The 18393-nt window shown below is 62.2% G+C and carries 14 protein-coding genes; 7 read left to right on the top strand and 7 right to left on the bottom strand.

Annotation, left to right across the window (positions count from 1 at the left end; genetic code table 11):
* From ACW9IN_RS09230 to ACW9IN_RS09210, 5 genes are read left to right on the top strand one after another with little or no spacing between them, the layout of a single operon-like run.
* Positions 1 to 1218, top strand: coding sequence for a glycosyltransferase family 4 protein (locus tag ACW9IN_RS09230; RefSeq protein ID WP_457365593.1), 1218 nt, complete (start codon positions 1 to 3; stop codon positions 1216 to 1218).
* Positions 1209 to 2312: a glycosyltransferase family 4 protein gene (locus ACW9IN_RS09225; protein ID WP_457365592.1), complete on the top strand. Its 1104-nt coding sequence runs from the start codon at positions 1209 to 1211 to the stop codon at positions 2310 to 2312. Before ACW9IN_RS09230 ends, ACW9IN_RS09225 begins: the two co-directional genes overlap by 10 nt.
* A complete protein-coding gene (locus tag ACW9IN_RS09220) occupies positions 2309 to 3742 on the top strand; it encodes an O-antigen ligase family protein (protein WP_457365591.1) in 1434 nt (477 codons plus the stop codon). The genes ACW9IN_RS09225 and ACW9IN_RS09220 overlap by 4 nt, the downstream gene beginning before the upstream one ends.
* Before the next feature lie 2 nt (positions 3743 to 3744).
* The gene (murJ, locus tag ACW9IN_RS09215) at positions 3745 to 5154 is read left to right on the top strand and encodes a murein biosynthesis integral membrane protein MurJ (RefSeq protein WP_457365590.1); all 1410 of its coding nucleotides are present in this window, start codon (positions 3745 to 3747) and stop codon (positions 5152 to 5154) included.
* 43 nt (positions 5155 to 5197) lie between these two features.
* On the top strand, positions 5198 to 6226 hold the full coding sequence (locus ACW9IN_RS09210) for an acyltransferase family protein (protein WP_457365589.1): 1029 nt from the start codon (positions 5198 to 5200) through the stop codon (positions 6224 to 6226).
* 183 nt (positions 6227 to 6409) lie between these two features.
* On the opposite strand, the gene ACW9IN_RS09205 is transcribed toward ACW9IN_RS09210, so the two are convergent.
* The 4 genes from ACW9IN_RS09205 to ACW9IN_RS09190 all read right to left on the bottom strand — a co-directional run bounded on the left by ACW9IN_RS09205 (position 6410) and on the right by ACW9IN_RS09190 (position 10808).
* Positions 6410 to 6991 (bottom strand): DUF4174 domain-containing protein, encoded by a 582-nt coding sequence (locus ACW9IN_RS09205; RefSeq protein WP_457365588.1) that lies wholly within the window; start codon positions 6989 to 6991, stop codon positions 6410 to 6412.
* Between the two features lie 165 nt (positions 6992 to 7156).
* Complete coding sequence (locus ACW9IN_RS09200) at positions 7157 to 7789, bottom strand: glutathione S-transferase N-terminal domain-containing protein (protein WP_457365587.1); 633 nt, start codon at positions 7787 to 7789, stop codon at positions 7157 to 7159.
* Positions 7790 to 7801: 12 nt separating this feature from the next.
* Positions 7802 to 8380 (bottom strand): GNAT family N-acetyltransferase, encoded by a 579-nt coding sequence (locus ACW9IN_RS09195; RefSeq protein ID WP_457365586.1) that lies wholly within the window; start codon positions 8378 to 8380, stop codon positions 7802 to 7804.
* A gap of 70 nt (positions 8381 to 8450) precedes the next feature.
* Positions 8451 to 10808 carry a DNA polymerase II gene (locus ACW9IN_RS09190; RefSeq protein ID WP_457365585.1) on the bottom strand — a complete coding sequence of 786 codons (2358 nt, stop codon included), beginning with the start codon at positions 10806 to 10808 and terminating at the stop codon, positions 8451 to 8453.
* Between the two features lie 181 nt (positions 10809 to 10989).
* Between ACW9IN_RS09190 and ACW9IN_RS09185 the strand changes: the two genes are divergently transcribed.
* Complete coding sequence (locus ACW9IN_RS09185) at positions 10990 to 13227, top strand: TonB-dependent receptor (RefSeq protein ID WP_457365584.1); 2238 nt, start codon at positions 10990 to 10992, stop codon at positions 13225 to 13227.
* 33 nt (positions 13228 to 13260) lie between these two features.
* On the opposite strand, the gene ACW9IN_RS09180 is transcribed toward ACW9IN_RS09185, so the two are convergent.
* The 3 genes from ACW9IN_RS09180 to ACW9IN_RS09170 form a co-directional block, all read right to left on the bottom strand.
* Positions 13261 to 13728, bottom strand: a complete 468-nt coding sequence (locus ACW9IN_RS09180; RefSeq protein WP_457365583.1) for an SRPBCC family protein — start codon at positions 13726 to 13728, stop codon at positions 13261 to 13263.
* Between the two features lie 74 nt (positions 13729 to 13802).
* Complete coding sequence (mrdA, locus tag ACW9IN_RS09175) at positions 13803 to 15695, bottom strand: penicillin-binding protein 2 (RefSeq protein WP_457365582.1); 1893 nt, start codon at positions 15693 to 15695, stop codon at positions 13803 to 13805.
* A 145-nt stretch (positions 15696 to 15840) separates the two neighbouring features.
* Complete coding sequence (locus ACW9IN_RS09170; protein ID WP_457365581.1) at positions 15841 to 17256, bottom strand: aldehyde dehydrogenase family protein; 1416 nt, start codon at positions 17254 to 17256, stop codon at positions 15841 to 15843.
* Between the two features lie 101 nt (positions 17257 to 17357).
* On the opposite strand from ACW9IN_RS09170, the gene ACW9IN_RS09165 reads away from it, so the two are divergent.
* Positions 17358 to 18248 carry a LysR substrate-binding domain-containing protein gene (locus ACW9IN_RS09165; RefSeq protein WP_457365580.1) on the top strand — a complete coding sequence of 297 codons (891 nt, stop codon included), beginning with the start codon at positions 17358 to 17360 and terminating at the stop codon, positions 18246 to 18248.
* Positions 18249 to 18393 lie beyond the last annotated feature (145 nt).

Here is an 18393-nt window from a genome sequence, read left to right as displayed (position 1 = left end):
ATGCGCATTTTATGGATCCTGCCCTATTCGCCCTGGCCCGCCACCAGCGGCGGCAAGACGCGCCAGTTTCATCTGCTGCGCAGCCTGGCGGCGCGTGGGCACCGGATCACGTTGCTGCTGCATGACAAACACCCGGTGTCCCCCGCCGACCGCCAGGTGCTGGAGGCGTTTCTCGAACAATTGATCGTCCTGCCGCGCCGGCCCTTGCGCAGCGTCAAGACCGTGCTGGCCGGGCTGTTTGCGCCCTATCCGCTGCTGGCCAGCGTGAACGGCCTGTCGGCGGCATTGGAAGACCGCTTCACTCGGTTGCTCGACGAGCCGTGGGACGTGGTGCAGATCGAACACACCTATAGCTTCCAGCCGTACGAGAAAACGTTGGCGGACAAATCCCAGCCCTTTGTGCTGACCGAGCACAACGTCGAATCATCCCTCGGCGCCGCCACCTACGACCGCTTGCCAGGGTGGGCGCTGCCGTTCATCCGCTACGATCAATGGCGCTACCAACGTTGGGAGCGCCGCGTGATGCGCCAGGCTGCGCAGGTGGTGGCGGTGACCGAAGCCGATGCGCAAACCCTGGAGAACATCGCCGGCAAACCGGTGCCGGTGGTGGTCAATGGCGTGGACTGCGCACACTTCGCCGGCGCGCGTCCGGACCCGTCGACGCGGCGCGTGCTGTTCCTCGGCAATTACGAATACGCGCCCAATGTGGACGCCATCGAATGGGCGCTGGACGAGATCCTGCCCAAGGTCTGGGAGCGCTGTCCGGAAGCGCGCATGAGCGTGTGTGGCTTCGGCATGCCGGACAGCTGGCGTGAGCGCTGGCAGGACCCGCGCATCGAATGGCAAGGCTTTGTGCCGAACCTGTTGAACCTGCAATCGAGCAGTTCGGTGTTCCTGGCGCCGCTGCGCCACGGTGGCGGTTCCAAGCTCAAGGTACTCGAAGCCCTGGCCGCCGGCCTGCCATTGGCCAGCACCGCACAAGGCGTGTCGGGCCTGGAGCTGGTGGAAGGCCTGGACTATCTCGGCGGCCAGACTGCCGCCAGCCTCGCGGATGCGGTGGTACGCCTGTTGCAGTTCCCCGACGCCGCCGCGCCCATGGGTGAAGCGGGCCGCGCTTATGTGCGCCGCGCCCATGACTGGAGTGTCGCCGCCAGCCAGCTGGAACAGGTGTACGCCAGCCTTTCCCCGCTCAATCACAAGGAGCCCGCATGCGTATAGGCCTGGACTACCGCGCCGTCGGCACTTCGCCGCAATCGGGCATCAGCCGCCAGGTATATGCGCTGGAAGCGGCCTTGCACACGTTGCCCGACGTCGAACTGCAGCGTTTTACCGTGGCACCGCTGGGCGATGAAACCCGTTTGCACGCCCACTGCCCGGACTGGGGCTGTGCCAAGACGGCCATGCACCAGCCGCAGAACCGCCTGCGTTTCGAAGCCGGTTTTTTGCCCCGCGCCTTGCGCGAACACCAGATCGATCTGTACATCAGCACCTTCAACATGGGCCTGCCGTTGCCGCCAAAGCCGAAAGGCTTGCGTACGGTGGTGCTGTTGCATGACCTGTTTCAGATCACCTTGAACAACTACCATGCCAACCGTTTGAAGGCGCTGATCTACAAGACCAGTGATCGCCTGTCGATTGCCTACGCGGTGCACAGTGCCGACCGCGTATGGACGCCGTCGCAGTACAGCGCCGATGAAACCGTGCGGCTGTTTCCCAAGGCGGCGGGCAAGGTGCGCGTGCTGCCCAACCAGGTCGACGGGTTTGTCGAGCTGGCCGCGGACCTGACTGCACGCCAACTGCCGCCGCATTACTGGTTGCTGGTGGGCACCCGTGAGCTGCGCAAGAACGTGCCGTTCTTCGTCGACGCCTGGCAGCAGGCACGCCGACAGTCGCCTGCGGTGCCGGAACTGGTGATGGTCGGTAGCCTGGACCACTTGCCCGAGGCCCAGCGCGCACTGCCGGGGATTCGCGCGTTGAGCGGTGTGTCGGACGCCGAGTTGCATGCGCTGTATCGACAGGCTTCGCGGCTGTGGCAGCCGTCCTATGCCGAGGGCTTCGGCTTGCCGGTGATCGAAGCATTGAGCGTGGGCACGCCGGTGGCCGTGGCCAGCGGCACTTCGCTGGATGAAATCACCCCGCCCTCGGCACCGCGTTTTTCGCCCACCGATGGCCCGGCGCTGGTGCAACTGATGCTCGGCCTGGCCGAGCACGCCGATGAGACGTCGCCCGAACAACGCCGGCAGTGGGCCGAACGCTACAACCCGCACGCTTATCGCCAGCGTCTGGCCGAATTGATCGAGGAACTGAAGTGAGACTATCCCTGGCAAGCCTCGTCGCAATCCTGTTCGGCCTGCTGCTCGGCGCCCTCGCGCTGGCGTTGTCACCGGCCAAGGCATTTCTGGCGGTGATTGGCCTGGCGGCCGCGGTGACCATCCTGCGCTTTCCGCTCTGGGGCCTGTTGCTGTTTGCGCTGGTCGCCACGTTCATGCCGTACTCGACCATCAACCTGGGGATCCGCAGTACCGTCAGCGAAGCCATCCTGGCCCTGACCTGGGGCGCGGTGTTGTGGCATAACTTCCTCGCACGCCTGCCCGACACGCCGAGCCTTACCCGTCGCCCCACCGACCAGATGCTGCTGTGGCTGATGCTGTTCAGCGTGTTCCCGTTCATTGTCGGGCAGGTCACCATTCAAGCCGAGACCAGCGGCGTGGCCAACTGGCTGCGCTGGTTGCTGAGCCTGTCGTCGGTGTTCCTCTGCGCCAAACTGCTGGAGGAGCGCAGGCACCGCGAATCCCTGGTGATCGCGCTGCTGCTGGGCAGCCTGGCAATGCTGGTGCTGTCGATCGCCGTGTTCGTGCGCACTCGCTCCGGCGCCGGTATCGCGCCGGTGCTGGCGCTGCTCAACTACGGCAACTTCGACATGCTCAAATTCGGCCTGGAAGCGATGTCGTCGCGCATGGGCTCGCCGTGGATGCACCCGAACGCCATCGGCGGGATCATGGCTTTGTTGCTACCGCTGGCGTTCTGTTTCGGCATGACCGAACAGGGCTGGAAACGCGCGCTGGGCCTGGGTGTGGCGTGCCTGGGGGCGGCGGCGTTGCTGCTGGCGAGCAGCCGGGGGGCGATGGTCAGCCTGGCGTTGGTGCTGATCTGGCTGGCCACGCGCCGCGTGCCTTATACCGGTCGCCTGCTGATGATCGGCGCCGCGCTGACCGTGGCGCTGGTGATGGCGTACCCGCCGTTGCAGGAGCGCCTGGCGACGATCTTTTCGTCGAGCAACGCCAGTACCGAAGTGCGCTTCGATGAATACCGCATGTTCCCGCAGGCCGTGGCGGCCTACCCGTTCGGCATCGGCTTCAAGGTCGACCCGCCGGTGCCGGGCACGCACTTGCTGGGCATTTCCAACCTGTGGCTGAACTTCATCTACAAGACCGGCATCGTCGGCATGTTGCTGTTCGTCGCGGTGACCGTGCGCTGGTGGCGCGAGGCGCGTCCGGAAAAAGGCCCGATCCGCCTGACCAAGGACAACGCCTTGTGGCTGGGCAGTACCGCCGGGATTCTTGCGGCGCTGGTCAGCGGCCTGTTCGATCACTACTTCAGTTTTGCCGTGGTGATGGTGGCGCTGTTCTGGATGATGGTGGGGATCAATGTGCTGGAGGCACGCCGGCTGTTTGCGGCGCGCCTGCCGCAGGTCAAGACCGTGGTGTATCGCAAGCCGCTGGTTAATGGCGTGCGGCCCTGACCATGCTCGGTTCCGCCGCCTGGCTGACCGTGGCGACCCTGCTGGGCCTGTGCCTGGGGTTCGCGCGTGAATGGTTGCTGGTGGCCGCGTGGGGGGCGGGCGAGCGCAGTGATGCATTCCTGATTGCGTTGTTCCTGCCCGAAGCATTGCGCATGTCCCTGGCCGGCGGTGTACTGAGCGCCGCCGCGCTGCCGCTGTACCTGGAACGCAAGGACGGCGAGCGCCTGGGCTGGCTGGCGGTATTGTTCCCGACATTGTTGCTGATCGCCCTGGTGACCAGTGGGCTGCTGACGCTGCTCGCGCCCTGGCTGGTGCAGGTGCTCGGCCCCGGTCTCGCGGCCAGCGCCACGGAACTGGCCGGCAGTAACTTGCAGATCGTGGCCTGGTGCGTGCCTGGCCTGATGTTGCATGCACTGTTCAGTATCCCGTTGCAGGCCAGCGAGCGCTTTGTGCTGGCGGGCCTGGGCTCGCTGCTGTTCAACCTGCCGCCGGTGACTTACCTCGCCCTGGCCGGCACCGCCACGCAGCCCCATGCACTCGCCCTGGCCTGCCTGGCCGGCAGCCTGTTGATGCCGCTGGCGCTGCTGCCGTCGGTGTGGCGCCAGGGCTGGCGCCCGTGGCACTGGCAATGGACGTTCGCACCGTTGCGGGAGCTGGGTCAGCGTATCGGGCCGCTCTTGCTGAGCAACGGCGCCAGCCAGGGTCTGGCCCTTATCGAGCGGTTGGTGGCCTCGCTGCTGGGGGAAGGCGCGGTGACCTGGGTGAACCTGGCGCGCAAGTTGATGAACCTGCCGCTGATTGCCCTGATGAGCCTCAACCAGGTGTTGCTGGGCATGATGAGCCGACGCCAGGGCGATGAGCGCCTGGCCCTGCTCAAACGCGGCCTGGAAACCGCCAGCGTGCTGACCCTGCCCGCCGGCGTCGGGCTGGTGGCGGCGGCACCGAGCCTGGTGGCCTTGCTGCTGCCCAAGCAATCGGCGGACTCGCCGCTGCCGCTGCTGCTGGCGTGGTTTGCCGTGCCGCTGGTGTTCGGCGCGTGGAACGCCTTGCTCGCGCGCTACGCCTACGCCGCCGGGGATACGCGCCAGCCGCTGCGCTGCGAGTTGCTGGGCAGCCTGGTCAACGTGCTGTTGCTCGGCGCCCTGCCCTTTGTGTTTGGCCTGGCCGGTATCCCGCTGGCGGCGCTGGCGGGAGTGATCTGCACCGCGCTGTTGCTGATGCAGCGCCAGGCCTTGCTGGACGCCCTGCCCTGGGCGCGGCAATGGCTGCTCAGCGCATTGCTGATGGGCCTGGCGGCTTGGGTGTTGTTTCGAATTGAAGGCGTGTGGCTGCAACTGGGTCTGAGCACCCTGGCCGGCGCCGTCGTGTTGCTGGGGATGGGCCTGTGGCTGAAACCCTGGCGCAAGGCTTGAATGATCGTTTGGGAGAGGTCAGGTGAAAAATCGCTGGATTCAAATGGATATCGCCAAAGGCATCGGCATCCTGGTGATCGTGTATGCCCACAGTTGGTTCGTCGCCACGTCCCCGGACCTGATGTACCCGATTCTGGCGTCGTTCATCCTGCCGTTGTTTTTCTTTTTGTCCGGGGTGTTCTTCAAGCCCGAGCAACCGTTCGTGGAAATGGCGATACGCAAGGCCGATGGTCTGCTCAAGCCGTTTTTCTTCACCATGCTGCTGTACGTGACCGTGCGCGCCATCCTGCGCGGCCAGCCTTTGTTGCCCGACATCGGTGGCGTGTTGTATGCCTCGGTGGACACCATCCCGTGGCAGGCCATGTGGTTCCTGCCGCACTTCTGGGTGGCGATTCTGTTGAGTTGGGTGATGCTGCGGTTGATCCAGCGCCTGAAGCTGCCGCTGTGGGCCAGCCTGCTGGTGGTGGGCGTGCAACTGCTGGTCGGAATCTGGGTGCTGCCGATGTTCTGGCAACTGCCGGTGACGTTCGGTGAGCACACCTGGGTGCTGCCGGGGTTGCCGTTCAGCCTGGATATCACGCTGATCAGCAGCACCTATTTCATCGTTGGCTACCTGTTGCGCGACTGGTTGCGCACCCATCCGGGTTCATGGCTGATGCTGGTGATCGCGGTGCTGGCGTTTGCGGCGGTGTTCATTCCGACCTGGGACACCATGGACCTGGCGCAGCGTCGCTATGATCACTGGTTGTGGACCAGCCTGCTGGCGGTGATTGGCGTGTACGCGTGCTGGGCGCTGGCACGGGTACTGATGGTGTCGGCGCTGGTCACCCGGGCGATGACCTATATCGGCCAGTCGACGCTGATCCTGCTGATTTTCCACGGTGAGATCCAGCACAAGACCTTCGACCTGATGGAGCGTCTGGGCCTGCATGCGTTCCTGGCGGCCTGTGTCGGTCTGGTGGTGGCGGTGGTGGTGCCGTTGTTGATCGGGGAAGTGATCAAGCGGGTGGCGTTTCTGCGGTTTTTCTATTTTCCGTTTCCGGTGCGTAAAAAATCCCAGGAAACGCGCTGATACTCGCTGAACGCCACCGACCTTGTAGTGAGCAGGCTTGCCCTGCGCTGGGCTGCGAAGCGGCCCCATTCGAACCCATGCGTTCTTCCAGGTGTACCGCGTTGTCTGGGTTTGGGTCTGCTGCGCAGACCAGCGCGGGCGGTGCGACGATTCGACAAGCCCGCTCACCACAAAAAGAGTGGTTCAGTCGTCGAGTTGTTGGGGGGCGGGCTTGGTCGGGTGTTTGCCTGCTTTGGCGCCCTTGGCCGGCGCAGGAGCCGCTGCGGCGGGTTCAGGTTCGGCCGGCGCGGCCAGGTCTTTTTCAGCCTGGGGCATCTGGTCGATGGCGCTGAAAAAGGCCTTGAGGTCGAGGGTATCCGGCGGCACGGTCTTCTCGACTTTCTTCTCGCCGTCCTTGCCCACCAGGATCACTTTGGTCCCGCTGCCGGCTCCCAGCTTGAGGGCGCGGATCAGTGCGTTGGTTTCCGGAGGGGTGAGTTTCTTGCTGTCTTTGGGGTCCTTGGCGAACTTCTCGCCCTCGGCACCGATGCTGCCGAACTTCACGGTGTAGAACACCATGCTGCGTTCTTCAAAGGATTGTTTGTTGGCAGGCTCGTCGAGCTGTTTCTTGAGGGTCGCCAGGGTGTCGTTACCGGAATCAAGCTCCACCACCACCAGCGGCCGGGCTTTGCCCAAATCCTGCTTGAGCGGGTTGATATCATCCGCGGCCAACAGCGGCCCCGTAAAAGCCATCAAGGTAGCCAGGGTCAGCGACCGGATGAGCATGCACACCTCCTTTGAATTCCGTGCAGGGTTCTTGAGTTTCATGTCTGCGACAGTCAAATTCAAGGATGATTCCTACACCACTTTAAGAAAGCGTAGGTCAGGACGCCCGCTGCGCAAGGGGTTGGCAGGGTTCACGGGTCATTGTTTCTTCTGATTGCGGAAACATCATGAGACCTTCCATTCCGGCCAATGCCGCGCAAACACGGGGGCCACCAGGGCATCGGCGTCCACTTGCGCCAGGCTCTGGGCAAAGCCGGGCGCCAGGCCGTTCAAGGCGTCCCGCGCCTCATCCCAGCGCGACACCGCCGCCGCCATGATGCCCAGGGCATTCGGTGCTCCACCGGGGGCAAACAGCTGCTCGGCAAACTGGTCGGCGAAAACCACCCAGGCCTGGTGCAGATAGCGCCGCGTGCCGGTGACCAGTTGCGTCTGCACCGTCTCATTGACATTGCCCAACCAGCGCTGCGGGTAGTCGATGATGCCGATGGCCGAATAGCAATTGGCGGCGATGTACACCAGGCCGCGCAGGATCTGCGCGCGGTTGCCGGCCAGCAGTTCGGAAGACGGGTATTCCAGGCCCAGATGAATCAGAATCGCCGCGCTTTCAGTCAGCACCTGGCCATTGGGCGTGACCAGCGTCGGCACCTGTTTGAGCGGGTTGATGCGGGCGAGTTCGTCACTGCCCTCCCCCGTGGCCCAGGAGCTGGCGTCGACCCTCCGCCACGGCACCCCGCAACGCTGCAGGGCGATTTCGATCATGCAGGAGCCAGACTCGTCGATGCCATAGAGCGTGTACATGGGCACTTCCTCCTAGCGTTGCAGTTTGGCCTGCAAGTGGGCCTTCACCTGCGGCCATTCCGAATCGATGATGCTGAAGCGCACCGAGTTGCGCTTGCGGCCATCGGGCATGATGCGTTCGTGGCGCACAATGCCTTCCTGCACGGCGCCGAGGCGCAGGATCGCGGCGCGGGATTTTTCGTTGAGTTCGTCGGTGGTGAATTGCACGCGCACGCAGTCGAGTACTTCGAAGGCATGGGTCAGCAGCAGGAGCTTGGCTTCGGTGTTGATCGAGGATTTCTGCGTGGATGCCGCCAGCCAGGTATGGCCGATTTCCAGCTTGCGATTGACCCGGTCGACCTTCCAGAACCGCGTGCTGCCGACCACCTGGCCGGTGTCGCGGCGCACGATGGTGAACGGGATCACCGTGCCGGCGTCGCGTCCGGCCAGGGCGGTATCGATGTATTGATCGACGGTGTCCGGGCCCGGTACGTTGGTGACCTTGAGGTTCCACAGTTGGCCATCGGCGGCGGCGTCGAGCAAGGCGGTGGCGTGTTCCCGTTGCAGGGGCAGGAGTTCGACCGTGGTGCCGGTCAGGGTGATCTGGGTCATGGAGGCTGCGCCGTCTGAGGGTCGTCAGTGGCCTAGAGTGCAGGCTCTTGGCCGGTGCTGGCAAGCCGTTTCAGAACAGGCCCATTTGCCCACCGACCAGCGTGCTGAAGTCGTCATTCACGAAAGGCAGAATCGCATCGGCCACCGGCTGCAATTGGCGGGTGACGTAGTGGTCGTAGTCGATCGGCGCCTGGCGCACTTCCAACGGTTCCGGACCGTTGACGGTCATCACGTAACTGATCCAGCCGCCACGCTGGTATTGGCGTGGCCGGCCCAGGCGGTCGTTGTAGTCGTCGGCCAGGCGCGCGGCGCGCACATGGGGCGGGACGTTGCGCTCGTAGTCGTCCAGTTGGCGGCGCAGGCGTTTGCGGTAGATCAACAGCTCGTCGAATTCGCCACTGAGGGTGCGCCGCACGTAGTCACGCACGTAGTCCTGGTGGGGCTGGCGATGAAAGATGCGCTGATACAGCTCCTGCTGGAATTGCCGGGCCAGGGGCGACCAGTCGCTGCGTACGGTTTCCAGGCCTTTGTAGACCATGTCTTCACGGCCATCGCTGCGCACTACCAGGCCGGCATAACGCTTTTTGCTGCCCTCCTCGGCACCGCGGATGGTCGGCATCAGGAAGCGCGTGAAGTGGGTTTCATATTGCAGCTCCAGGGCGCTTTGCAGGCCGAAATCGCGTTGCAGGTGCTCGCGCCACCAGTCGTTGACGTGTTGCACCAGGCCCTGACCGATGCGATTGGCGTCTTCCTGGGAATGGGCACTGCCGAGCCAGACGAAGGTGGAGTCGGTGTCGCCATAGATCACTTCATAGCCTTGGGCTTCGACCAACTGGCGGGTCTGGCGCATGATCTGATGGCCACGCATGGTGATCGACGAGGCCAGCCGTGTGTCGAAGAAACGGCAGCCGCTGGAACCGAGTACGCCATAAAAGGCATTCATGATGATCTTCAACGCCTGGGACAACGGCGCGTTGTGGTCGCGCTTGGCCATTTCGCGGCCTTCGGCAACCCGCGCAACGATGGACGGCAGACAATGCCGGGTACGGGAGAAGCGCGCACCGCGAAAGCCTTCCACCGACTCCGCGTCGTCGGGGTGCTTGAGGCCTTCGATCAGGCCGACCGGGTCAATCAAGAAGCTGCGGATGATCGAGGGGTAGAGGCTTTTGTAATCCAGCACCAGCACCGACTCGTAAAGGCCGGGACGCGAGTCCATGACGAATCCACCGGGGCTGGCCTGGGGCGGTTTGTCTCCCAGGTTCGGCGCGACGAAGCCCTGGCGGTGCATCAGCGGCATGTACAGGTGGGTGAACGCGGCGACGGAGCCACCGCTGCGGTCGGCCGGCAACCCGGTGACGCTGGCACGTTCGAGCAAGAACGTGAGCAACTCGGTCTTTTCGAAGATGCGCGTGACCAGCTCGCAGTCCTTGAGGTTGTAGCGCGCCAGGGCCGGCTTGTCCTCGGCGAACATGCGATTGATTTCGTCCATGCGTTGGTACGGTGTGGAGATGTCCTTGCCTTCGCCCAGCAGGGTTTGCGCGACGTTTTCGAGGCTGAAGGATTCGAAGCTCCAGGTGGCCGAGCGCAAGGCCTCGATACCGTCGATGATCAAGCGCCCCGCCGCCGCGGCGAAATAATGGTTGCGGCTGCCATGCTCACGCCAGGCCATCGGCTCGGCGCCGCGCCCGAGCAGCAGCGGCACATTGAGACGCTGGGCATGTTCGTGGAGCACCCGCAGGTCGAACTGCACCAGATTCCAGCCGATGATTGCATCGGGGTCATGCGTGGCGATCCATTGGTTGAGACGTTCGAGCAGTTGGGCGCGGGTGTCGCAGTAGTCGAGCTTGAAGTCGACGGCATCGGCCTTGTTCGGCGGCCCGAGCATGTATACCTGGCGCTCGCCGCAACCTTCGAGGGCGATGGAATACAACTCCCCCTTGGCGGTGGTTTCGATGTCGAGGGACACCAGCTTGAGCGAGGGGCGGTAGTCGGGCGCCGGTTTCATCTGCGCCTCCAGCAACACGCCGTCGGCAGCAGATGTGCCGCCAAACCACACGGGGGCGGTGATGAAGCGTTCCATCATGTAGCGCTCGGGCGGACGCACGTCGCCTTCGTAGACGTCGACACCGGCGGCGCGCAGGCGTTTTTCCACGTCCATGAGTTGGCGATGTTGGCGGGCGTAGAGGCCCAGCACCGGGCGGTGATGGAAGTCGCACAACTGCAGGGGGCGCAGTTCGATGTCGCGTTCGTCCTTGAGCAGCCAACCCAGCGGTTTGCGATGGGCTTCGGGAATGAACACCACCGAGGTTTGTACGGGTAGGCGGATGCACCTTGGCCCTTGGTCGGTAGCCAGCCAGAAACTGACCTCCGTGCCCGCCGGGGTATCGCGCCAATGCCGGGTCAGGACAAAACCCTGCTGTAAATCCACCGTACCGCACCTCAGGAATCGCTTTCAGGACGAGATTCTACTCGGCAATACGCGCACGCAGACCGTCACGATAAATAATTGTTGCAGGTCGTTAATAATAATTACTATCATTTGCATCGGAGTCGTATCCGCGCAGTGAGGACGCGCAACATTTGTTGCCCTTTTTCCCACAGGATCGACCATGTTCGCCCGTAGCCCATTCGATGTGCCGTTTCGCCCGACCCTGCTCGCCCTTTGCTGCTCCCTGAGCGTTGCCGCTCATGCCGCAAGCCCCACCACTGCGCAGGATGCGAACAACCGTCAGGATGGCAACACCCTGGAATTGGGCGCCACCAGCATCAACGCCGAAGCCCCTGCGCCCAATGCCCTGCCCCCGGTATACGCCGGCGGTCAGGTGGCACGCGGTGCGCAATTGGGCGTGCTGGGCAATCAGGACATCATGGATGTGCCGTTCAGCATGTCCTCCTATACCGAAAAGCTGATTCGCGACCAGCAAGCCGAAACCGTCGGCGATGTGCTGCTCAACGACTCGTCCGTACGCCAGGCGTCGGGCTTCGCCAACCAGGCCCAGACCTTCATGATTCGCGGCCTGCCACTGAACGGCGACGACATTTCCTTTAACGGCCTGTACGGCATCCTGCCGCGTCAGATCATCTCCACTGACGCACTGGAGCGGGTCGAGGTGTTCAAGGGCCCCAACGCTTTCATCAACGGCGTCACCCCCACCGGCTCGGGCATTGGCGGTGGTGTGAACCTGCAAGCCAAACGCGCTGACGATGTGCCATTGCGTCGTTTCAGCACCGACATCAGCAGCGATGGCCGGGTAGGCGAGCATCTGGACCTTGGTCAGCGCTTCGGTGAGGACAATCGGTTTGGCGCACGGGTGAACATTTCCCAGCGCGAAGGCGATACCGGCATCGATGACGAGAGCCAGCGTTCGAAGCTGTTCGCAGTCGGCCTGGACTACCGTGGCGATGCGTTGCGCCTGTCCAGTGATTTTGTGTATCAGAAGCAGCGTATCAACGGCGGACGCAACTCCGTCTTCCTCGGTACCGCCACCCACGTACCGGATGCGCCATCAGCCGATACCAATTACGCGCCGAGCTGGAGCAGTACCAGCCTGGAAGACACGCTGGGCATGCTCCGCGCCGAGTACGACCTGAACGACAACTGGACCGCTTACGCGGCGGCCGGCGCCAAGCATACCCGCGAAATGGGCCGTTACTCATCGGTGACCCTGACCGACAATTTCGGCAATGCCCAGGCCAGCGGCTCGACCATTGCCCACGAAGAAGACAACAGCAGCGTGATGGGCGGTCTGAACGGCAAGTTCCAGACCGGGCAGGTCAGCCATCGCCTGAATGTCGGCCTGGCGGGCATCTGGACCCAGGCGCGCAATGCTTATGTGTTCGCCAGTGGACGCACCGCGACCAATATCTACAACCCGGTGACCGGTGCGCCACCGGCCTTGAACAACCCGCGCAATACGCCGGGTACCGACTTCAGCGACCCGACCATCACCGGCAAGACCTTCGTGCGCAGCCTGGCGGTGTCCGACACACTGGGCTTGTTCGATGACCGCCTGCTGGTCACCGTTGGCGCCCGCCGCCAGCAGATGGTGGTGCAGGGCTACAACTACATGAGCGGCACCCGTACAGCCAACTATGACGAGTCGATCACCACGCCGGTCTATGGCCTTGTGTTCAAGCCGTGGGAACATGTGTCCCTGTATGCGAACCGCATCGAAGGGCTGGCCCAGGGCCCCACTTCGCCGATCAACTCGGGCACCCGCACAGTCATCGGCGGCGGCCAGGCCTATGCGCCGGCACGTTCCAAGCAGATCGAAGCCGGCGTGAAAGTGGACATGGGTACCTACGGCGCGACGCTGGGTGTGTACCGTATCGAACAGCCCGGCGCCGGCTACACCGAAGTGATCGACGCCAACACCGCGCGCTATGTGCGTGAAGGTCAGCAGATAAACAAGGGCGTGGAGTTCAACGTCTTCGGCGAACCGGTCAGCGGCCTGCGTTTGCTCGGCGGTGTGACCGTGATGAAGACCGAACTCAAGGACACCCAGAACGGCGCCAACGACGGCAACCGCGCCATCGGCGTGCCCTCCTTCCAGCTCAATGCCGGGGTGGACTGGGATGTGCCGGGCCTGCAAGGCGTGACGCTCAACGGACGCATGCTGCGTACCGGCGGCCAGTATGCCGACGCGGCCAACAACCTGAGCCTACCGACGTGGAACCGTTTCGACGTGGGCGCACGCTACAACTTCAAGGTCGCCCAGCGTGACGTCACCCTGGGTGCAACGGTCGAAAACGTCGCTAACGAGAAGTACTGGGAATCGGCCCAGGGTGGCTTCCTGAGCCAAGGCGACCCGCGCGTGGCGAAGTTTTCGGCAACGGTGGACTTCTAAGGGTGGATGGGCGGCAGCCAAGGCTGCCGCTCTTCAGGCCTGACGAGCCTGGCTCAGGTAGTTTTCGATGTTGCCCATCTGTTCATCCCAGCCTCGGGAATTCATCTTGAACGCTTTTTGCCGTCGAGCTTCGGGTACGGCGTCAAACCCGGACTCGACTACCCGCAGCAAAATGCCCGGTGAACGGTCTTCAATCGTGAACTCCACCAAGGTGGGTGTTTCTTTGTCGTAATCGACACCCTTCTCTACTGCAAACGGATGCCAGCGGAAAGAGAACAGGGTTTGCGGCAGGATCCGCTCGATCTTTGCCTTCCAGATCACATGCTCGTAACCGGGATAAGTGATCGGTGCCTCAAGTGTTTCCCCCGCCACAAAGTGTTTGCCCTCAAGGGCGATGCCGAACCAGTTGCCGAACCGCTCGGCATCGACCAGTGCTTCCCAGACCTGTTTACGTGGCGCGTTGAGCAGGACTTTTCGTTCTATGCGATCCAATACGTGCATAAGTCACCTCCTCCATTGACAGTAGGCGACATCGAACAATGCGCAACTCTTCACGGCACACTCGGGTTGTCGCTTCAGACGCGCGGATCACCGGGCGCCTTGGCTGGGGTTGCGTATTGCGGCTTCAGATGCCCCTCTTGGTCGAGCAGCCAGGCGTCCATGATTTGCCGCACCACCGGGCCCGCCACGCGGCCACCGGCCTCGCCGTTTTCGATCATCACCGAGATCACGATCTTCGGGTGTTCGGCAGGGGCAAAACCGACGAACAAGGCGTTGTCACGATGGCGTTCCAGGGTTTTGTCGCGGTTGTAGCGCTCGCCCTGTTTGATCGCCACCACTTGCGCGGTACCACTCTTGCCAGCGATACGGTACTGCGCGCCTTGCGCCGCGGCACGGGCAATACCCCGCGGATCGTGCATCACCAACTGCATGCCATGGTTGACCTGCTCCCAATCACGCGGATTCTTGAGAACCACGTTGGGCATCGGGTTTTCGTCCACCGGCGGCACGCCATTGATCGTCTTGGCCAGGCGCGGTCGGTTCCACACGCCCTTGTTGGCGATCAGCGCGGTAGCCTGGGCCAGTTGCAGCGGAGTGACCTGCATATAACCTTGGCCGATTCCGAGGATCACGGTTTCACCGGGGAACCAGGGTTGGCGGCGGGTCGCACGTTTCCATGCCTGGGAAGGCATCAGGCCAGCGGACTCCTCGAACATGTCCAGCGAGACTTTCTGACCCAGACCGAACTCGGCGAGGTAGTCGTGCAGGCGGTCGATGCCTAGCTTGTGGGCCAGGTCGTAGAAGTAGGTGTCGTTGGAGCGCATGATCGCTGCGTCCATATCTACCCAACCGTCGCCGCTGTGGTTCCAGTTGCGGTATTTGTGGTCAAAATCGGGCAGTTGGTAGTAACCGGGGTCGAACACCCGGGTCTGAGCGGTTACGACACCGCTGTCGAGGCCGGCGATGGCCACTTCTGGCTTGATGGTCGAACCTGGCGCATAGAGCCCGCGCAGGACGCGGTTGAACAGCGGCCGGTCGATGGAGTCGTGCAGCGCGGCGTATTCCTTGAAGCTGATACCGGTAACGAACAGGTTCGGGTCGAAGCTCGGCTTGCTGACCATGGCCAGCACTTCGCCAGTTTGCGGGTCGAGTGCGACCACTGAGCCACGGCGATCGCCCAAGGCTTCTTCAGCAGCTTCCTGGAGTTTGACGTCAAGGCTCAACACAATGTTTTTGCCGGGAATCGGGTCGGTGTGCTTGAGCACGCGCAGCACACGGCCCTGGGCGTTGGTCTCGACCTCTTCATAACCCACATGGCCGTGCAGTTCGGACTCGTAAAAGCGCTCGATACCGGTCTTGCCAATGGACTGGGTGCCACGGTATTCAACCGAGTCGAGGGCCTTGGATTCTTTTTCGTTGATCCGCCCCACGTAGCCGATGGAATGGGCGAAATGCGCCCCCAATGGATAGTGCCGCACAAACTGTGGCTCGACGTCGACGCCAGGCAGGCGGAACTCGTTCACGGCCAGTAGCGCGATCTGTTCTTCGGTCAGTTCGTAAAACAGTGTCACCGGCACAAAGGGGTGGCGTGCCTGCTTGAGCGCCTTGTCGAAGACCGCGCGGTCTTCGGCAGGCAAATGCAGCAAATTGACGATGGCATCCAGTTCACCGTTGAGGTCCGTGGTGCGCTCACGGGTGATCGTCAGGTTGTAGCTGGGGCGGTTGTCGGCCAGCACCACGCCGTTGCGGTCATAGATCAGCCCGCGGGTCGGCGTGATGGGCAGTACGTGAACACGATTGTTTTCAGAAATCGTGGAGTGATAGTCAAACTGCACGACCTGCAGGAAGTACATGCGCCCCACCAGGGCGCAGGTAATGCCCACCACCAGCAATGCGCAGGCAAACAGGCGCTTGTTGACCAGGCGGTATTCTTTTTCGTGGTCCTTGATCGGTATGGGTTCAGGCATTTCTACAGCATCTCGTTGAAGAAGGTCGACGCCGCATCCTGCGGGTGAAGAATCAATCCCTGTGAAAATGTGCTGCACCATACCAAAAATGCAGAAACACTTTGCATCGATTTCCCCAACGGCAGGCTGGAGGACGTTTATTTCATCAAGACAAAACCGATTTTGGCTCCAAAAAGGCTTCCAGGCCAAAAGTGCCATATTCACGGCCAATGCCCGATTGCTTGAAACCACCGAACGGCGCAAACGGTTCGTGAGCCAGGGTGTTGATCAACACGCGACCTGCCTCGATTTGAGCGCCCAATGTGCGGGCTCGATGGGGGTCGGAGGACAGAATGTACGCCTGTAACCCGTAGGGCGTATCGTTGGCGATGCTCAGGGCTTCGGCCTCATCGCTGTAGGTAATGATCGACAGCACCGGGCCAAAAATTTCTTCACGGGCAATGGTCATCTGATTAGTCACTCGACTGAATACGGTAGGTCGCACAAACCAGCCGGACTCAATGTCGTCCGGCAGGCCTGGACCGCCAGCCAGCAGGTGAGCGCCCTCCTCCAAGCCGAGCTGGATGTATCGCTGGACCCGCTGCCATTGTTTGAGACTGACCATGGGGCCGACGCTGGTGGTTGGGTCGCGGGGCTCTCCCGCACGGATCGCAGCGACTTCCTCGACGATCAGCGCCTCGACTTCTTCCAGCCGATGAGCGGGTACGAGGATTCGGCTGCCAGCAATGCACGCTTGGCCGCTGTTCATGAAGCCGGCCTGAAGCGCCATGGGGATGGCTTCTTTCAGGTCCGCATCGTCAAGCACCAGCACCGGCGACTTTCCTCCCAACTCGAGGGTGATGCGTTTCAGGGTCTCAGCGCCGGCACGCAGGATTTGCTTACCCACGGCTGTCGAGCCGGTAAACGAAACCTTGGCGATATCCGGATGTGTGCTGAGTACGGCGCCGACGGTTTCGCCGCGTCCAGTCACGATATTGAAGACACCCGGCGGCAAACCCGCTTCGTGCAAGGCTCGTGTCACGATGGCGGTTTGCAGGGCGCTCATCTCACTGGGTTTGATCACCGCCGTACAGCCGGCGGCCAGCGCGGCCGCGAGTTTGCCGCAAATGAAACCGGCGTTGCTGTTCCAAGGCGTGATGAGGCCGGCGACACCCAGGGGTTGCATTGTCACTTCGGCAATGCCGATACGCTGGGTGAATCCGTAGTCTTGCAGCACGGTTGCCGCGTCCAGCAGGACACTCGCGGCATGTTTGGCCATCCAGACCGCCCGGGACACTGGGGCGCCATACTCTTCGATGATCGCATCAGTGAGTTCTGACTCTATGGACGCAACGGCAGCGTGCATGCGTTTGAGATAGTCGATTCGTACCGCTTTTGTGGTGCGAGCGTATTCGGGGAACGCTTGCTTTGCGGCATGGATCGCGGTGATCGCATCTTGCTCGTCGGCCAAGCGAACCTGACCGATACATTGGGCGGTGGCGGGATTGAAGAGATCGTATAGCTCTTCGCCATGGGGCGTCACGAATTGGCCGTTGATATAGATCTGGTTGATCTGATGCATGGGACCTCCAAGGAACTCAGTTGGTATGCCCTACGGTATGCCACTATGATTGGCCTGATAATCTGTACAAAACAGCATGACTTGATGAGCGATACAGGACAATGAACACCTCGGGACTGAATGAGTTGGAGGCGGTACTGGCAGTTGCGCGTCATCGCAGCTTTCGGGCAGCGGCGACAGAGTTGAATGTCTCGACTTCCGCACTCAGCCACTCCATTGCCGGGCTAGAGGCTCGGCTAGGTGTACGGCTGTTCAATCGTACGACGCGCAGCGTGTCGCTGTCGGAGGTGGGAGCGGAGTTTGTCAGCACAATCACTCCGGCTATTTCGACGATCCGGGTGGCACTGGAGCAGGCAGGAAATCGTCAGGCCGCACCCAGCGGCACACTGCGGCTGAACACCTCGGCTGGCGCAGCCAAGCAGGTGATGCCTCTGCTACTGGAATACGCGCGGCGCTATCCGCAGATGAAGCTGGATATTGTCACGGAGGGGCGTCTGATCGATATCGTCGCCCAAGGGTTCGATGCAGGCATTCGTCTGGGCGACAGCATTGCGCAGGACATGATCGCCGTAGACATCAGTCCTGCGCAGCGTTTTGCGGTGCTGGGCAGCCCTGCCTACTTTGCCAATCGGCCTGTCCCAAAATCGCCCCTGGATCTGATCAGCCATGAATGCATTCGTAGCAGAATGCCGAGTGGTGCGATTTATCGCTGGGAGTTCGAACGGCATGGCGAAGCCATATCTGTGGATGTGCAGGGTTCGTTGACACTTGATAACTCTACGCTGATGGCGCAAGCAGCCAGAGCAGGCATGGGGCTGACTTATTTGACGGAGTGGCACGCGGCTTCAGACCTCGCCGCAGGGACGCTAGTGCGTGTGCTGGAGGATTGGACCCCACCGCTCGATAAGCTGCGCCTCTACTATCCAGGAAGACGACACGTTCCGGCGGGGCTTAGAGCGTTGATAGAACTGATCAGAGAGCAAGGGTTTTGATGGGAGCGTAGAGGACTGAGGGCCTGGTGAGTGTTCAAACTTTTCACCCGCCCAAAACAAAACCCCATCTGCTTTCGCAAATGGGGTTCTGGAATTTAATCTTGACGATGACCTACTCTCACATGGGGAAACCCCACACTACCAT

The sequence above is a fragment of the Pseudomonas sp. SDO5271_S396 genome (assembly GCF_054071795.1).
Note: the sequence above shows the minus strand (reverse complement) of the source record. Positions and strands in the feature narration are given on the sequence as shown.

Bases quoted from the DNA above. Each gene is read 5' to 3' on its own strand.
- ACW9IN_RS09230 (WP_457365593.1), top strand. From the start codon at position 1: ATGCGCATTTTATGGATCCTGCCCTATTCGCCCTGGCCCGCCACCAGC.
- ACW9IN_RS09225 (WP_457365592.1), top strand. From the start codon at position 1,209: ATGCGTATAGGCCTGGACTACCGCGCCGTCGGCACTTCGCCGCAATCG.
- murJ (WP_457365590.1), top strand. From the start codon at position 3,745: ATGCTCGGTTCCGCCGCCTGGCTGACCGTGGCGACCCTGCTGGGCCTG.
- ACW9IN_RS09210 (WP_457365589.1), top strand. From the start codon at position 5,198: ATGGATATCGCCAAAGGCATCGGCATCCTGGTGATCGTGTATGCCCAC.
- ACW9IN_RS09205 (WP_457365588.1), bottom strand. From the start codon at position 6,991: ATGCTCATCCGGTCGCTGACCCTGGCTACCTTGATGGCTTTTACGGGG.
- ACW9IN_RS09200 (WP_457365587.1), bottom strand. From the start codon at position 7,789: ATGTACACGCTCTATGGCATCGACGAGTCTGGCTCCTGCATGATCGAA.
- ACW9IN_RS09195 (WP_457365586.1), bottom strand. From the start codon at position 8,380: ATGACCCAGATCACCCTGACCGGCACCACGGTCGAACTCCTGCCCCTG.
- ACW9IN_RS09185 (WP_457365584.1), top strand. From the start codon at position 10,990: ATGTTCGCCCGTAGCCCATTCGATGTGCCGTTTCGCCCGACCCTGCTC.
- ACW9IN_RS09180 (WP_457365583.1), bottom strand. From the start codon at position 13,728: ATGCACGTATTGGATCGCATAGAACGAAAAGTCCTGCTCAACGCGCCA.
- mrdA (WP_457365582.1), bottom strand. From the start codon at position 15,695: ATGCCTGAACCCATACCGATCAAGGACCACGAAAAAGAATACCGCCTG.
- ACW9IN_RS09170 (WP_457365581.1), bottom strand. From the start codon at position 17,256: ATGCATCAGATCAACCAGATCTATATCAACGGCCAATTCGTGACGCCC.
- ACW9IN_RS09165 (WP_457365580.1), top strand. From the start codon at position 17,358: ATGAACACCTCGGGACTGAATGAGTTGGAGGCGGTACTGGCAGTTGCG.